Here is a 15,789-nt window from a genome sequence, read left to right on the forward strand (position 1 = left end):
ACTAGGGGAACCAGGACTAGGGGCGCTTAGGCTAGGGAAGCAGGACTAGGAAGACAAGGAAGAAAAGGGGATTAATCTCCAATGACAAATGACCATTGACCAATGACAAATGACCATTGACCAATGACAAATGACGAAGTTGACAATATAGCCGTTAATATAGTAAACAGTCTGGTTGCAAATGTGATTGAGTGAACTATCCCGCACCATCCCCAGAACTTGACCTAGGGTCAATATTCCCGTTCAATCTGGATCAATTTCAAAAAGATGCGATCGCCTCTCTCAATGATGGTCGCTCTGTAGTTGTCTGTGCGCCCACAGGTTCGGGCAAAACCCTAGTAGGTGAGTACGCTATTTACCGCGCCCTAGCGCGAGGAAAACGCGTATTTTACACTACTCCTTTAAAGGCCCTGTCAAATCAAAAATTACGCGACTTTCGCGAGAAATTCGGATTTGACCAGGTGGGACTGTTAACTGGAGATGCTTCCATTAACAGAGATGCGCCGATTTTAGTTATGACCACAGAAATTTTCCGCAATATGCTCTATGGCACACCCATAGGGCAAGTTGGCATTTCTCTGGTAAATGTAGAAGCTGTGGTACTAGATGAGTGCCACTACATGAACGATCGCCAACGGGGTACTGTTTGGGAAGAATCTATTATCTATTGTCCCCGTGAAGTTCAATTAGTAGCCCTTTCGGCAACTGTGGCCAATAGCGATCAACTTACTGACTGGCTAAATCGCGTCCACGGGCCTACTGACCTGATTTACTCCGATTTTCGCCCCGTACCGCTAGAATTTCACTTTTGTACTCCTAAAGGACTGTTTCCTCTCCTCAACGACAGTAATACCAAAATCAGTCCCCGCCTTGCCAATCGGGGAAAAAGGAGACCAGGAGACAAAGGCAGAGGTGGTAGGCCAGAGGCTCCTAGCATTATTTATACCTTAAACCACTTGCAGGAGCGGGATATGTTACCCGCGATTTACTTTATTTTCAGCCGCCGAGGTTGTGATAAAGCGGTGGCAGAAGTAGGTGATTTATGGCTGGTAAATAATGATGAATCTCAGGTGTTGCGCCGTCAAATTGATGACTTTTTAACCCGTAATCCCGAAGCCGGTCGTTCTGGACAAATTGCCCCCCTGTATCGCGGAATTGCCGCCCACCATGCCGGGATTTTACCTGCTTGGAAAGTGCTAGTAGAAGAACTATTTCAGCAAGGACTAATTAAAGTAGTTTTTGCTACCGAGACCCTAGCGGCGGGAATTAATATGCCTGCCCGCACCACCGTCATATCTACCCTTTCCAAACGTACCGACACCGGACACCGTCTGCTGAACGCTTCCGAATTCCTGCAAATGGCAGGACGGGCTGGACGTCGTGGCATGGATTTACAAGGTCATGTGGTCACAGTCCAAACTCCCTTTGAAGGAGCTAAAGAAGCAGCATATTTAGCCACATCTAAACCAGACCCCTTAGTCAGCCAGTTTACGCCTAGCTACGGGATGGTACTGAATTTACTGCAAACCCACACCTTGGAGGACACTAGAGAGCTAATAGAACGCAGCTTTGGCCAGTACATGGCTACCTTGCATTTAAGACCAAATTACGATGAGATTGCCGAACTGCAAGCCGAATTAGAGCAACTTCAGGAGCAAATCGCCGCAATTGATGAAAATGAAGTGGCTATTTATGAAAAATTGCGACAACGCCTGAAAGTAGAACGGCAAATCTTGAAAACCCTGGAAAAACAAGCACAGGAAGACCGCAAAGAGCAATTGGGGATGATGTTGGACTTTGCTGTGTCCGGGACAATGTTGAGTCTCAAGGGTAAAAATATCACAGTGCCAACAGCGATCGCCGCAGTATTAGTCGGCAAAAGCCCCGCTTCTGCGCAAACACCATGCTTGGTATGCTTGGGAAGGGATAACCGCTGGTATGTAGCCACAACCGAAGATATCGTCGATTTGTATGCAGAACTACCACGAGTTGATGTCCCACCGGATATTTTGCCACCAGCAGAGCTAATTTTTAAACCAGGACAGATCTACCGTGGTGATGAACAAACAGCAGCCATTGCTCAAAAAATTCCCGATCCAGGCGAGTCTTTATATATGGCTCCAGAAGTCGCAGAACAACTTAGCCGGATGACTGCTGTACAAGAGCAATTAGAAGCTCATCCGATTTATCAATCAGGCAATGCCGCATTTATTTTTAAAGGTAAGGCACGTTATGTAGAATTAGAAGCCGAACTGCAATTATTGCAAGAGCATGTAGAGCAACAATCACGACATCATTGGGAAGAGTTTCTCAATTTAATTGAAATTTTGCAGCACTTCGGCTGTTTAGATAACTTAGTCCCAACAGCATTAGGACAAGTTGCCGCCGCCATCCGGGGAGAAAATGAATTATGGCTGGGTTTGGTACTCGCCAGCGGTGAATTGAACAATTTAGATCCGCAGCATTTAGCAGCTGCTGTTGCTGCTTTGGTGACAGAAACTCCTCGCCCAGATAGTAAAGTCCGTTTCGAGTTGAGCAATCAAGTCGTTGAGGCTTTGGCAAAACTGCGGGGAATTCGCCGCCAGATGTTCCAAATGCAAAGGCGGTATAATGTGGCACTGCCTATGTGGTTAGAGTTTGAGTTAATTGCTTTGGTAGAACAATGGGCGTTGGGCATTGAGTGGACAGAACTATGTGAAAATACGACCTTAGATGAAGGTGATGTGGTAAGAATATTACGCCGGACGTTGGATTTATTATCCCAAATCCCCCATGTTCCTAATTTGCCAGATTCACTAGTACGTAATGCTTACCGTGCCATACAGTTAATTGATAGATTCCCTGTGAATGAGGTTGTGGAGTAAACTGGCTAAACTTTCGTTTTTACCTGCTGTTGGGGAATGACGATCGCAAATTCTGTATGTCCAGGAATGGAATAACATTCAATTTGCCCTTGATGTCTTTCCACAACAATTTGGTAACTAATAGACAAACCTAAACCTGTACCTTTACCAATCTCTTTGGTGGTAAAGAAAGGGTCAAATAAACGATTGGAGACTGCTTCACTAATCCCAGGGCCATTGTCTATAATCCGAATCACTATTGAAGATTCAGATTTGCTGATATAGGGTTCAATTCCTATATCTCCGTCTCTAAATTCAGTGCAGATAGTAATCTGGCTGGGATTTGCTAATATTTCCTGTGGCGATCGCTTTTGATTATACTCTTCCAAAGCGTCTATGGCATTGACAAGAATGTTCATAAACACTTGATTGAGTTGTCCTGCATAGCATTCTACTAGCGGTAGCTGGCCGTATTCTTTGATGACTTCTATCGGCGCACACCCATTTTTAGGTTTGAGGCGGTGTTGGAGAATCATCAAAGTACTGTCTAAGCCATCGTGAATATCAACCTCTTTGACTTCAGCTTCATCTAAGCGCGAGAAAGTCCTCAAAGATAAAACAATTTCCCGAATGCGGTTAGCACCTACTTTCATAGAAGCTAAAAGTTTAGGTAAATCATCGACAATGAAATCAATATCTACATCCTCAATTTCGGCTTGCAATGTCGAGGGGAGATGGGGATAATGTTGCTGATAACATTGCAACAAATAAAGTAAATCTTCTACATATTCAGTAGCAGGGGTAATGTTACCGTAGATAAAGTTAACTGGATTATTAATTTCATGAGCAACACCAGCCACAAGTTGACCTAAGCTGGACATTTTCTCACTTTGAATTAGCTGGGTTTGGGTTTGCTGCAATTGCTGTAAAGTCTTTTCCAATTTTTCTTTTTCTTGACTCAAAGCAATAGTACGTTCCTGTACCCGTATTTCCAAATACTGATTTGCTTGTGCTAATCTACTTAAAGCTTCTTGCAGAGAGAGTTCTGTTTGTTTGCGATCGCTAATATCGATAATGAAACCAAGTAATTGTGTTACTTTTCCGCCAGAACGCACAACATTCACAATATCTTTTACCCAAACCCATTTACCATCAGCAGTCAATAACCGATACTCAACTATGTAATCATCTTGTGCTTTTGACGTGAGTTGATGGTACTCAAGAACTAGAGGCCAATCTTCTGGATGAATGTGTGAATACCAAAATTCACGTTCATACCAATCTTCTAAGTCATAACCAAATAAATCTATGGCCTGTGGCCCTACATAAGTAAACTGGTGATTAATCGGCTCCGCTTCCCAAGGTACTAACTTGACACTCTCTACCAGTCGCTTTAATCGTTGTCGAGTTTGCTCTAAATCTTTTTCTGTATGCTTACGTAAAGTAATATCATTAGCTATGACAGCGTATTGACTAGTTATACCTTCTGTATTACTAATAGGCAGACCATCTACTAATAGCCAATGCTCTTGCTGCTGAGGCGATAAATAAGAAACTTCAAATTTAAAGCTTTCACCTTTTAATAGTTGTTCGCGAATATAAGCTTGTTGAATATTAATTTGCTTATTAGAAGTCAGTACAGAAAAAAATTTTTTTCCGATTAACAAATCAGCGGTAGTATCTGCACGGTTAGCTAATGCTTCATTTACCCATTGAATGCGTCCAGATCTATCCGTCAATGCCATCAATAAATCAGCCCGATTTGCTAAGGCAGTAAACATAGTTAAGGGTAAAGCAATTGAATTAACTACCATGCTCATAACTCCTGTCACAAGAATTAGAGAGCATCACGTCTCCCGGCTACATAAGCCAAAAGCAGCCTACTAATATCATCACGAACTTGACGAAATACTTGCAGCTTTTCTATTTCAGTTCCTGTAGCTTCAGCTGGATCGGGAAAGCTAAAGTGATGACGCTTAACTGATGAAGGTAAAGTAGGGCAACTTTGGTCTGCATGATCGCAAACTGTGATCACCGTATCAATTTTCTGGTCAAGAAACTGGTTGATATGCTTACAAGAATTTGTGGAGATATCTATTCCTATCTCTTGCATCACCTTGATAGCCAAAGGATGGACTTCTTTGGCTGGGTTCATTCCTGCACTTTGGGCGATGAATAAGTCATCAGCTAACTCTCTCAAAAAGCCCTCTGCCATTTGGCTACGACAGGAATTACCAGTACAAAGAATTAAGAGCGTAGGTAGTTCCATGTTATTTATTTAGTAATAAATATTACTTAAAATCTTAGCTTTACAAACTGCGGTTGCCGTCAGGGAAAATACACAAACCTATAATTTTAATCGAAAGTGCGAGATCCCCGACTTCTTTAAAAAGTCGGGGATCTGAACCCTCGCAATCTTTGATAGTCTGTACCATGAATGTTGATGAATTCGTAGTCAGCACTTTATGAAAAATTCACCGACTTTAGTCCTGACTAAGAACTAATTTAGCGATCGCATTAAGTTGAAGTTAATTGTCCGTCAGTGTCTTCTGCTTGTGCTGTTACCTTTTGCCCGATTTTTGGCTCAGTTCCTGCAAGTAGGCGTTCAATATTACTGCGGTGACGGAAAATCACATACAACCCACCGACAAAGGCATACAGGATGCAAGGTAAAGGCTGATGGAAAATTACCATGAAAATTGTCACAGCGATCGCACCTGCAATGGAACTTAAGGAGACTATCCGTGATATGGCAAAGACAACAGCAAATACACCCAAAGTTGCTAAACCTACCTGCCAACTGATCGCGAATAACGTCCCTAGTCCAGTAGCCACAGATTTACCACCAGTAAAGCCCAAAAAAATTGATTTGCTGTGTCCAAGGACTGCTGCTGATCCCGCTAAAGTTATTAACCCAGGTTGCCACAAAGAAGCATCTATCGTAGGGGGGATAAAATTATAAAGTGGAGCCAATTGGAATAACTGATAAGCTAGAGCGATCGCAGATACTCCTTTCAAGCAATCAATCAATAACACAACAGCCCCAGGCCCTTTACCCAAGGTTCTGAGAACATTAGTTGCGCCAGTTGAACCAGAACCTACTTCGCGAATATCAAGACCCTTTAACTGCTTGACAGCAATGTAGCCAGTAGGGAAAGAACCCAATAGGTAGGCTACAACCAAAACAAAAGCGCATAAACTTAACCAAATAGCCATAAACAAGTCCAAAGTCAATAGTCAATAGTCATTGGTCAATAGTCATTGGTCACTTGTACTGAGCGAAGTCGTTCGCGGAGCGTCTCGTTCGCGTAGCGTCTCCCCTTGGGAGAAGAGAAGTATTGGTCATTAGTCATTGGTTTTTCACAGCTGACAATTGACAACTGACAACTGACTAATGACTAATGACTAATGACTAATTAAAAATCATCATCATAATTTCTCATTGTTTTGGGGTCAGGAGCAAAGGCTAACCACAGGGGAAATTGCAGTAGTGCTAGGCTAATTTGGTCTTCAGAATCGTCAATGATAATTAAAGGCAGTTGATTGGCTTTAACTAATCGGTCTGCTTTTTGAGCCAAAGCTTCCGGTGCTTCAAATAATACTACCCCTTTATCAGGGCCAAAGTCTGGACGACCTATACCTAAACAGTCTTGCAAGCCACGCCGCCATTCACCTAAACGTTCTGGTGTATTAGCTAATACTAAAGCGCGGACGCGATCGCCATACAGTTTGTATAGTATAGAAATTACTGCCGAAGAAATCAAAATATTCTGCAAGCGGCTACCCATTGTCCGCAAAGCACCGCGTCCGCCTTGGGTGAAAAACCATTGAGAAACCCGTTCTGCATGGACTGGTTCAAAGGTACGACGCAATTGCCAAGCAGGGCCATAGTAATCTGGTTTGCTGCGATATTGATCGATGAGGCGGCGAATTTGCTTTGTAGTATCTTGAAACTGCTGTTGGGCAAATGAGGGGATACCAGACTCTGATTGGGGGGTTTTTTCCTCTTTTACAGATACTACAGGTTTTTCGCGGGCGATCGCAGGCGGTACTAGTTGCAACTGCTCGGCGGCGGCGGCTAAATCCTGTAAACTGCCAGTGAGATAATCTTTAAAACCTTGTACCCGAATCGCCAAGTCTTGAGATGTTCCCGCAAAAGTCGTGCGCATTTCATTGCGGATGCGTTCTTGACGGCGTTCCAACTGTTCTACAGAAATTTGCAGCGTTTGTTTGCGTTGTTCTAACTGCGATAGCGACTCTTGTACAAGTCGTCCTAGCGCCAATTGGGTTTCGCCAACTTGTGTCTGAAGAGTTTTGTAACTAGCTTGCAGATTGGCTATTTCGGTTTCTAGAGATTCTTTGGTACTTTGTAAATCTGCAATTTGTTGTGCTGCTTGTGCGTATAGGGAATTAGCTGCTGATGCTTCTGATTCTGAATCTAGTTCTGACCCCAGCGAAAAGGCTTCGGCTTCTAACTGCGTTACCAAATCAGCAGTTGCATCTGCTGGTGGTTCAACTGTAGAACCTTCTTCAGCATCGGAAATGGGCGATTCAGCAGTTGCGTCATTTTGCTGCGTCTGCGCTAATAAACTCTGCGCTGCTGTTTCTCCCTCTGACTCCACAGATGAGTTATCTGAAGCTTCTACTTTCGGCTGTTGTTCTTGTACTTGCGCCAACCACTCATCAATCGATTCTGGGGTTTGAGATTCCTCTGGGTTCATAAACAATACTGTAATTCCTATGACGCGAATAAATAGCTTTCAGAAATATACAATTGACCTGTGCCAAAAATCCTGGGTAATTGGTGCTGATTGCTGATGCTGCATCTTTAACAAGAGGGTGCTAAATCTGCGGACAACGTTCTTCCAGGCAGGCTTTCAGGGTCTTAGGGTCAAATAAAATCGGCAAAAAGTGAATGCTTTTGATTTCTTTAAAGTAAAACAGTATAGGAATTGGGTGCCAAAATATCCGCCAGTTTTGCCATTCCTGATAGGGAAACCGCCGAATTAGTGTTTCGCCTCTGTAAATATCTAAGTCCGTGGCAGTAAACTGCAACCGCAGTGTGACTGTCTGAAACATGAGAAACAAACCAAACAATCCAATAATACCTCCTAGCAGCGGTTGAACTAACAGCAATGGAATCGACGCAATTACCAAAACTACAGGGATATTGTAGCTAGGTTTGAGTTCTACTGTAGATGTAGCGTTGGGCGCAAATGAACTAGTCATAGCAATTTTAGATTTGGGATTTTAAATTTTCGATTGAGAATACTCATCCTTGGTCTGACAGTCTCAAATCCTGTTTTGTGAATAGACACATTTCCTATTTTAGGATTTCGTGGGTTATAAGGCGCGCAATCAGCCTTTATAGCGAGGATTGTTGATAGCGTTTCACTGGAAAATGGGACTAGGGGTTAGGGGCTAGGAGATGAGGGAGATGAGGCGGACGGTGGGAAATAACAATTGACAATTGACAACTGACAACTGACAACTGACTTACATACCTTTGAGCAATGCGCTACCTGTACCTTGAAACATTAACCAAGAAAGGAAGAAGTTACTCACAAAAATCATCAGCAAGGCTGTAACCACAGCAGTGGTGGTTGATTGTCCTACTCCTTTGGCTCCTCCTGTTGTTGTCAGTCCCCAGCTACAACCAATGACAGCAATTACAATTCCAAAACAAAATGCCTTAATCATGGCGCTAAAAATATCCCAAATGCCAAGCAGGTTACGGGCTGAGTCTAGAAATGTAGTATCGGCGATGCCATATAAGTTCGATGCAATGATCAATCCTCCTAACATCCCCGTTACCAAAGACAGAAGAGTTAAAATCGGCAGCATCAAGCAGCAAGCTAAGACGCGGGGAATAACTAGGTAATCGATGGGGTCGGTTTTTAACATCAACAGGGCATCAATTTGCTCTGTGACTCGCATAGTACCAATTTCAGCGGCAAAGGCCGAACCCACTCGTCCGGCTAAAATCACTGCTGTCAATACGGGCGAGAGTTCTCTTGTTAAGGCTACCGCCAGCACACCGCCGACAAGATTCCCAGCGCCAAAGTTAATAAATTCTCGTGCTACCTGAATGGTAAACACTGCGCCGACAAAAACAGCCGTTAATAGGGCAATAAACAGAGAATCTGGCCCTACTGCTGCCATTTGCTCTTTAGTATTTCGCCAATGAATTTTGATTTTCAGTAGGTGAACTAGTACTTGTCCACCCAGGAAAATCGCCGCCAGCAGCCGCTGACCCCACGCCCCTAAACTGGATTTGGATGTAGTCTCACTCAATGTTTTGTAGCTAACTCGGTAACTGCCTTAAGAATAGCGAAAGTCAATGGGGAATAGTCAATAGTCAATGGTCAATAGTCAATGGGCATGGGGAATTGGGCATGGGGCATTGGGAGGGGTGGCGAACTTTTTTATATTCTCCCCACACTCCCCACACTTCCTCATCTCCCTTGTCCCCCCTTCCCTCATCCCCCTTCCCCATCTCCAGGGTGAAACATTAACTTACTTTAAAGCTCTTCTCAGAAAGTGAAGTTTGATGCGAGCAAGCTTTATATTACTTTATAAGCAAAGTTATTCAGCAAATACCTTATTTAGCAAGGGTTTTGCTGATTTTAATGCTGACTTTTAGTTGATGCATCGAAGGTGACTGGAGGCAGATTTTTTTAATGAAAACTTAAGATTTTTGACATCTTCACTGCTATGGAGCGATCGCACGTATTGTAGAAAATGACATCTTGCTTTTTCGCTTATTGTCCTCTTTTACCACGGAGTGTCGTCTAAATGACTATTTTCACCAACTTTCTCCGTTCTCTGTTACTCACAATCATTTTTAGTTTTGTCGTACCAATGTTTTTAGTCGGTGGCTTTTTGCTCCTGTTACCTCTGGTCGGTCACATTCCCGGTTTACAAGGTTTAACTGAAGCGATCGCTAGTCAAATTATACATTTTCTCGCTACTTTTGGCACGGATAGTCCTCTGCGCGGCTTAATTGTCATTAGTTTGACTTTTAGCTTTGTTGGGGCGCTGTTTGATATGTACGTTTATTATCGGTGTCAAATTTTACGTATTGATTCCTAAATCATGGCAATCAGTTTGTCAGGTATTGACTGGCTGCTGAAGCTTTTAAAAATCTATAATTCCCAAATTTGAGTATTTTGCTTGCTATGTTTAAATGAGATATAGCAGTCATATTTGAGTTGTGAAATTCTTCCTATAGGTAGGCGGCTATAGGCAATAGGCGAGGTAAGGCGGTGAGGCAAAAGTCACACAACTGCCGACTTGGCAGCGAAGCGCGTTGTAGGAGCGTCTGAAGTGCGAAGTAGGAGCGTCACCCGAAGGGCAATAGATTTTTTTTACTAATGATTTAGCTGCATCAGGCAGCAGATCCAAGCCGGAAACTACATGTAGGTTGGGATAAATTTCCCGATAATGAAGCATTTACCCTAGACTAATAGTAACCGCAGGTGACACCGAGAGCGGAGGCGAAGGGGAATTGCCAATTTATACGTTTTTGGAGATAAGTTTCTCTGCTAGACAGAGATTAGGATATCAAATAAACATCTAGATAAATATAAAAACTTCCTTAATTTCTTGTGTAGCATCATGGCTGGGCATTTTTGTGTAGAGCCAAACAGGTCGTTTGACCTCTGGACATTTTACTATTGAGTTTATTACGAGGTTTTATGATTGCTTATGGTTTGGCCTTTTAAACCCAGGTTTAGTAAACAAATTGCTCGAATTGAAATTAATGGTGCAATCTCCGGTGGGACTCGCAAACGTGTACTAGAAGCACTGAAAACAGTAGAGGAGAAAAAATTTCCGGCTTTGCTGCTACGAATTGATAGTCCTGGCGGGACAGTGGGAGATTCTCAAGAGATTTACAGCGCCCTGAAACGTCTGCGGGAGAAAATGAAAATTGTTGCCAGTTTTGGCAATATTTCGGCTTCTGGCGGTGTCTACATTGGCATGGGAGCCGAACATATCATGGCCAACCCAGGTACAATTACAGGCAGTATTGGTGTAATTCTGCGGGGAAATAACCTAGAACGCTTGCTGGAAAAAATCGGCATTTCCTTCAAGGTGATTAAATCTGGGCCCTACAAAGATATTTTGGCATTTGACCGAGAACTGACACCAGCTGAACAAAACATTCTGCAAGAATTGATTGACATTAGTTATCAGCAGTTTGTGCAAACAATAGCTCAAGCTCGTTCTTTAGAGGTAGAAACCGTAAAAAGTTTCGCCGATGGTCGGATTTTTACTGGACAGCAAGCTGTAGAGTTAGGAGTGGTAGATCGTCTGGGAACAGAGGAAGATGCGCGGCGCTGGACAGCAGAACTAGTCGGACTCGATCCAGAAAAAACCCCATGCTTTACTTTAGAAGAACGTAAACCCTTGTTAAGTCGATTGCTCCCTGGAAGTCGTCAGGTTTCATCAGGAATTGGGGCGGGGATTGACTGGCTGGAGTTTGAAATGTCCACCAGTGGTTTACCTCTATGGTTATATCGACCTTGATGGGATGTGAGTGACAGAGGAACTCACATACTCAGGAGTTTTGTGCCTATCGTCCTAACTGATAATAAAGTGAGAAAAGACAGCTGAGCTAATTTAAGGAGGATTGGGCGTGGAGTGGCAAATGCGGGCTATTCGTGGAGCAACAACTGTTTCAGAAAACACAGCTGAAGCGATAAAAGAAGCGGTAACAGAATTATTAGATGAATTGGAAAACCGGAATCATCTCCAGCCAAAGGATATTATTAGTGTTACGTTCTCAGTAACACGGGATTTGGATGCTATTTTTCCAGCTGCGATCGCCCGAACGCGTCCTGCTTGGGATGGTGTGGCCATGTTAGATGTGCAGCAAATGCATGTCGAGGGCAGCTTGCAGCGCTGTATCCGCTTTTTAATTCACGTCTACCTGCCAGCCTCCGCACCAATTTACCATACCTATTTACGTCATGCAGCTAACCTGCGTCCTGATTGGAGTTTACCAGCATCATTAGCAGAATCGCCCCAAGTAGTAGTGACTACTAGTTGCGATCGCGAATAATTTCGTAGTCAGGACTGAGTGTGCTGAATTTTTAAGCACTTTCTGTGCTGACTACGAACTATTCTGACAAAATTGATGCCCCTAATTCCAGTTACCAATTACGGTAAAGGCAGACCAAAAATCAGGATGGGATAGTGTGATATTTTCGGGCGTATCTATTTCTGGGAGTATTGTTATTTGATGAATCCAATCAACCTCTGGACTTCTGCTGACCATGCTTTGAGATATCTAGCGAAGGCAGATTCTATACCCCACCGTACTGAGGGTGAAGCAGTTTTGTTGGAACATGTACCCAAGACTGTGAAGCGTATTCTGGATTTAGGAACTGGTGATGGTCGCTTACTAGCATTACTGAAAATTGACCGTCCTCAGGCGCAAAGTATAGCCGTTGATTTTTCTGCAACTATGTTAGAGGCGGTAAAAACGCGGTTTGCTGAGGATACAACAGTACAAGTAATAACCCACAATTTGGATCAACCTCTCCCAGAATTAGGTTCCTTTGACGCAGTTGTTTCCAGCTTTGCTATTCACCACCTCACCCACGATCGCAAACTTTCCTTGTATACAGAAATTTTTCACATACTGGAACCTGGTGGGATTTTTTGCAATTTAGAACATGTGGCTTCATCCACACCAGCATTACACGAGCATTTTTTACAAAAACTGGGAATATTACCCGAAAACGACGACCCATCCAATAAACTTTTAGACGTAGAAACACAGCTAAATTGGCTGCGAAAAATTGGTTTTACTGATGTGGATTGCTACTGGAAGTGGCTGGAACTGGCATTATTAATTGGGAGAAAACGTAACTCAATTTAAGGTTGGAGTTTCGATCTAAAATGAAGAGAACGATAAAAGAGCGATCGCTATGGTCGTAACTACAGCTAAGTGGACAATAGATGAGTACCACCGCATGATAGCAGCTGGTATCTTAGACGATCGGCGTGTGGAATTACTCAGAGGAGAAATTGTCGAGATGTCACCGGAAGGCGAACCCCATGCTTATTTTAGTACCGAAGCTGGGGAATATCTCACGCGATTATTAGGCGAAAGAGCGACAATTCGTCCAGCTAAACCGATTACACTTCCTAATAACTCTGAACCAGAACCAGATATTGCGATCGTGCAACGCTTGGGGCGTGAATATTTAAATCATCATCCTTATCCGGAAAATATTTTCTGGCTGATTGAATACTCCGATTCCAGCTTAGAAAAAGATTTAGAGATTAAAACTAAAATCTATGCTGAAGCTCAAATCCCTGAATACTGGGTAGTTAATTTAAGAAAAAGACAGCTCGTAGTATTTCGAGATCCTCACGATGGTGAGTACGCTTCCAAATCCACACTAACAGGCGGGACGATTTACCCAATAGCATTTCCAGATATCGCTGTTGCGGTAGATTTAATTGTCAATTTATCATAATACCTTCTATGGTATTTCTACATCCGCTTGCAGATTTTATTGATTGCAATTCTCCAGTCAGTAACCCATCCCCTAACTATTACTATGAAGGGTATTGTCCGCAAAGTGCAAATTTACTGAGACTACCGCGCACTTCTTTAGTAGAAGCGATCGCTCAAAGTTTAATGCAGCAACTTGCGAAGGATGAGCGTTATTGCCAAGAAGGTAAGATGTATGGAGTCTTACTAGTTGAACTACCTACAGGTGAACAGCGAATACTCAAGGCTTTCTCTGGGTTGCTGAATGGTTTAAGTGTGGTTGATGGTTGGGTTCCGCCGATTCCAGGGAGAGAGGAAGTAGCTTTAGAAGAAGCTCAAACTTTGGCTCAATTAGAGACGATTAAACAAGAATTAATTAACTTACAGCAACTTCCCCAAAGACAGGAATACCAAACGCGATCGCATGAATTTTCACAGCAATTGCAACAAATGCGCGATCGCCACCGTCATTGCAAACATCAACGCCAGGAACAACGCCAGCAAATCTGCGCAACACTCACAGGCGTTGCACTCACTATCGCCTTGGAACAACTGGATCAAGAAAGCCGCCAGCAGGGAATTGAGCAAAAATTACTGAAACGCGAGCAAAATGAAGTGTTACAGCCGCTTGTGCAGGTAATTACAGCAGCAGACACACGGATACTGGAACTTAAACAACAGCGTAAACAACTCTCCCGCCAACTGCAAACGCAGATGCACGCAGCTTACAGCTTAATGAATTTTTATGGACAATCGCGATCACTCCAACAATTAATCCCATCCGGCTTACCCACAGGTACAGGGGATTGTTGCGCCCCTAAACTTTTACAATATGCGGCGATCCATAATTTACAGCCATTGTCAATGGCTGAATTTTGGTGGGGTTCGCAATCCGCAGCTGGAGATAAAATTCCGGGAAGATTTTACGGTGCTTGTGCAGAACGCTGTCAGCCATTGATGGGGTTTTTGCTATCGGGGTTAAGACACATCTCGGAACCCCTTTCCCCCTATCCCCAGGCCGCAAGCGAGGAGGGGGGTAAATGTAGGTTTTTTAAAACGACGCGGGAAATGGGACAAGGGAGACAAGGGAGACAAGGGGGACAAGAAACAGAGGAAACGCTATCGATTATTTACGAAGATGAATGGTTGATTGCTGTCAATAAACCCCCAGGATTACTTTCAGTTCCCGGACGTTATTTTGATACTCAAGATAGTGTTGTTAGTCGGTTGCGGAATTTATTACCGGATGGGATGTCGCTTAATGCTGTGCATCGACTTGATCAAGACACTTCTGGTATTTTACTATTGGCACGCGTAGACGCGGAGCGGCTTGTCCCCAGACATCGCCAAACTTACTGCCAACTCAGCAGACAATTTCAGCAACAGCAAGTTCACAAAGTTTATGAAGCCTTAATTTCTGGGATTATCACCGTTGATCAAGGTGTAATTGAACTGCCATTATGGGGAAATCCCAATAATCGCCCTTATCAACAAGTTAATTGGCAATACGGTAAACCCAGCATTACCCATTTTCAAGTCATAGCGAGAGAAGGAAACTATACTCGTGTTGAGTTTAAACCGCTAACAGGACGCACTCATCAAATCAGAGTTCATGCTGCTGATATCAAAGGACTTGGTAACCCGATTTTAGGAGATAGACTGTATGAAAATTCTACCAAAGCAAATCGCTTACATCTCCACGCCAGAGAACTTTACTTTCAACATCCACATTTAGGAGAAACTCTACATTTCCAGACAAAAACGCCATTTTAAGTATATAAAAATAATTCTAATTTATCAAATATAAACATATAAATATATACCGCCCACAAGGAAGGTATTAAACTCCAACATTCAACAACTGACTACTGACAAATGACTCGCTAAGCGCAACAAAATTGTTATCATTTGTATACAACGATTATAGGTGTCACCTTTGGTTGATTGGGATTGGTTAAGTTTAATCTATAATAAGCTCTTAATATTTTATCATTTTTATCTCCTCGGAATGTCACTATATAATTAGCGTTTTGATAAGAGTCTTTTTCGACTTTTTCAATTAGCTTATCTTGAATAAATTGAGCTTGTTTTAATTTTTGTGGTAGCGAATTAAGCTTGGTGAGGCAAAAAATGCCTGTGGAATTCGGAAATTTATACACTTGTAAAAAATATTTTTGATTATTAACTTCAAAACCGGATGTTAAAAATATCGTGCCGCGATTTTGTGGTGGGATTTTTCTAAAAACTTCTTGTGTTCTATTATGATACTGGCAATTATTATCAATAATTGGTTCACCAGCAGTAACAGGTTTTGTTAGCATTGCCATGCTTCCGGTCAATAAACTTAAACCTGTTAAACTTAAATAAATAAGTTTTAACCAATAGAACATACACTTTACTCCTCATTCCATTTATTGTGACGGAGTAAAATTTTAGGTG

14 protein-coding genes are annotated in these 15,789 nt (G+C 42.7%); 7 read left to right on the top strand and 7 right to left on the bottom strand.

From position 1 onward, the window contains the following. Positions 1 to 191: 191 nt before the first annotated feature. On the top strand, positions 192 to 2,864 hold the full coding sequence (locus AACU32_RS03080; RefSeq protein ID WP_096597755.1) for a DEAD/DEAH box helicase: 2,673 nt from the start codon (positions 192 to 194) through the stop codon (positions 2,862 to 2,864). 5 nt (positions 2,865 to 2,869) lie between these two features. Here AACU32_RS03080 and AACU32_RS03085 read toward each other — a convergent pair whose 3' ends face one another. The 6 genes from AACU32_RS03085 to AACU32_RS03110 form a co-directional block, all read right to left on the bottom strand. Beyond that, a complete protein-coding gene (locus AACU32_RS03085; protein ID WP_096597757.1) occupies positions 2,870 to 4,657 on the bottom strand; it encodes a PAS domain-containing sensor histidine kinase in 1,788 nt (595 codons plus the stop codon). 23 nt (positions 4,658 to 4,680) lie between these two features. After that, positions 4,681 to 5,112 (bottom strand): arsenate reductase ArsC, encoded by a 432-nt coding sequence (locus tag AACU32_RS03090; RefSeq protein ID WP_096597760.1) that lies wholly within the window; start codon positions 5,110 to 5,112, stop codon positions 4,681 to 4,683. A gap of 248 nt (positions 5,113 to 5,360) precedes the next feature. Continuing rightward, complete coding sequence (gene plsY / locus AACU32_RS03095; protein WP_096597762.1) at positions 5,361 to 6,059, bottom strand: glycerol-3-phosphate 1-O-acyltransferase PlsY; 699 nt, start codon at positions 6,057 to 6,059, stop codon at positions 5,361 to 5,363. A 200-nt stretch (positions 6,060 to 6,259) separates the two neighbouring features. Beyond that, positions 6,260 to 7,564, bottom strand: a complete 1,305-nt coding sequence (locus tag AACU32_RS03100; protein WP_096597764.1) for a DUF3086 domain-containing protein — start codon at positions 7,562 to 7,564, stop codon at positions 6,260 to 6,262. 121 nt (positions 7,565 to 7,685) lie between these two features. After that, complete coding sequence (locus AACU32_RS03105; protein ID WP_096597766.1) at positions 7,686 to 8,072, bottom strand: DUF3119 family protein; 387 nt, start codon at positions 8,070 to 8,072, stop codon at positions 7,686 to 7,688. A 267-nt stretch (positions 8,073 to 8,339) separates the two neighbouring features. After that, entirely contained in the window at positions 8,340 to 9,137 is a 798-nt protein-coding gene (locus AACU32_RS03110; RefSeq protein ID WP_096597768.1) for an MlaE family lipid ABC transporter permease subunit, read from the bottom strand. 501 nt (positions 9,138 to 9,638) lie between these two features. Between AACU32_RS03110 and AACU32_RS03115 the strand changes: the two genes are divergently transcribed. From AACU32_RS03115 to AACU32_RS03140, 6 genes are all read left to right on the top strand, one after another. Beyond that, positions 9,639 to 9,935 carry a hypothetical protein gene (locus AACU32_RS03115; RefSeq protein ID WP_096597770.1) on the top strand — a complete coding sequence of 99 codons (297 nt, stop codon included), beginning with the start codon at positions 9,639 to 9,641 and terminating at the stop codon, positions 9,933 to 9,935. 615 nt (positions 9,936 to 10,550) lie between these two features. Continuing rightward, complete coding sequence (gene sppA / locus AACU32_RS03120) at positions 10,551 to 11,372, top strand: signal peptide peptidase SppA (protein ID WP_096597772.1); 822 nt, start codon at positions 10,551 to 10,553, stop codon at positions 11,370 to 11,372. Positions 11,373 to 11,481: 109 nt separating this feature from the next. Beyond that, positions 11,482 to 11,907 carry a chorismate mutase gene (gene aroH, locus AACU32_RS03125; RefSeq protein WP_096597774.1) on the top strand — a complete coding sequence of 142 codons (426 nt, stop codon included), beginning with the start codon at positions 11,482 to 11,484 and terminating at the stop codon, positions 11,905 to 11,907. A gap of 180 nt (positions 11,908 to 12,087) precedes the next feature. Next, complete coding sequence (locus tag AACU32_RS03130; RefSeq protein ID WP_096597776.1) at positions 12,088 to 12,729, top strand: class I SAM-dependent methyltransferase; 642 nt, start codon at positions 12,088 to 12,090, stop codon at positions 12,727 to 12,729. 49 nt (positions 12,730 to 12,778) lie between these two features. Further along, positions 12,779 to 13,333, top strand: a complete 555-nt coding sequence (locus AACU32_RS03135; protein ID WP_096597778.1) for a Uma2 family endonuclease — start codon at positions 12,779 to 12,781, stop codon at positions 13,331 to 13,333. A gap of 8 nt (positions 13,334 to 13,341) precedes the next feature. Further along, a complete protein-coding gene (locus tag AACU32_RS03140; protein ID WP_096597780.1) occupies positions 13,342 to 15,123 on the top strand; it encodes an RluA family pseudouridine synthase in 1,782 nt (593 codons plus the stop codon). Between the two features lie 131 nt (positions 15,124 to 15,254). On the opposite strand, the gene AACU32_RS03145 is transcribed toward AACU32_RS03140, so the two are convergent. Next, positions 15,255 to 15,740, bottom strand: coding sequence for a hypothetical protein (locus AACU32_RS03145; RefSeq protein WP_096597782.1), 486 nt, complete (start codon positions 15,738 to 15,740; stop codon positions 15,255 to 15,257). Positions 15,741 to 15,789 lie beyond the last annotated feature (49 nt).

The organism is Calothrix sp. NIES-2100 (genome assembly GCF_963875285.1).
Lineage (GTDB): Bacteria > Cyanobacteriota > Cyanobacteriia > Cyanobacteriales > Nostocaceae > Aulosira.

Bases quoted from the DNA above. Each gene is read 5' to 3' on its own strand.
- AACU32_RS03145 (WP_096597782.1), bottom strand. From the start codon at position 15,740: ATGTTCTATTGGTTAAAACTTATTTATTTAAGTTTAACAGGTTTAAGT.
- sppA (WP_096597772.1), top strand. From the start codon at position 10,551: ATGGTTTGGCCTTTTAAACCCAGGTTTAGTAAACAAATTGCTCGAATT.
- AACU32_RS03105 (WP_096597766.1), bottom strand. From the start codon at position 8,072: ATGACTAGTTCATTTGCGCCCAACGCTACATCTACAGTAGAACTCAAA.
- AACU32_RS03100 (WP_096597764.1), bottom strand. From the start codon at position 7,564: ATGAACCCAGAGGAATCTCAAACCCCAGAATCGATTGATGAGTGGTTG.
- AACU32_RS03115 (WP_096597770.1), top strand. From the start codon at position 9,639: ATGACTATTTTCACCAACTTTCTCCGTTCTCTGTTACTCACAATCATT.
- AACU32_RS03135 (WP_096597778.1), top strand. From the start codon at position 12,779: ATGGTCGTAACTACAGCTAAGTGGACAATAGATGAGTACCACCGCATG.
- AACU32_RS03130 (WP_096597776.1), top strand. From the start codon at position 12,088: ATGAATCCAATCAACCTCTGGACTTCTGCTGACCATGCTTTGAGATAT.
- AACU32_RS03085 (WP_096597757.1), bottom strand. From the start codon at position 4,657: ATGGTAGTTAATTCAATTGCTTTACCCTTAACTATGTTTACTGCCTTA.
- plsY (WP_096597762.1), bottom strand. From the start codon at position 6,059: ATGGCTATTTGGTTAAGTTTATGCGCTTTTGTTTTGGTTGTAGCCTAC.
- AACU32_RS03140 (WP_096597780.1), top strand. From the start codon at position 13,342: ATGGTATTTCTACATCCGCTTGCAGATTTTATTGATTGCAATTCTCCA.
- AACU32_RS03090 (WP_096597760.1), bottom strand. From the start codon at position 5,112: ATGGAACTACCTACGCTCTTAATTCTTTGTACTGGTAATTCCTGTCGT.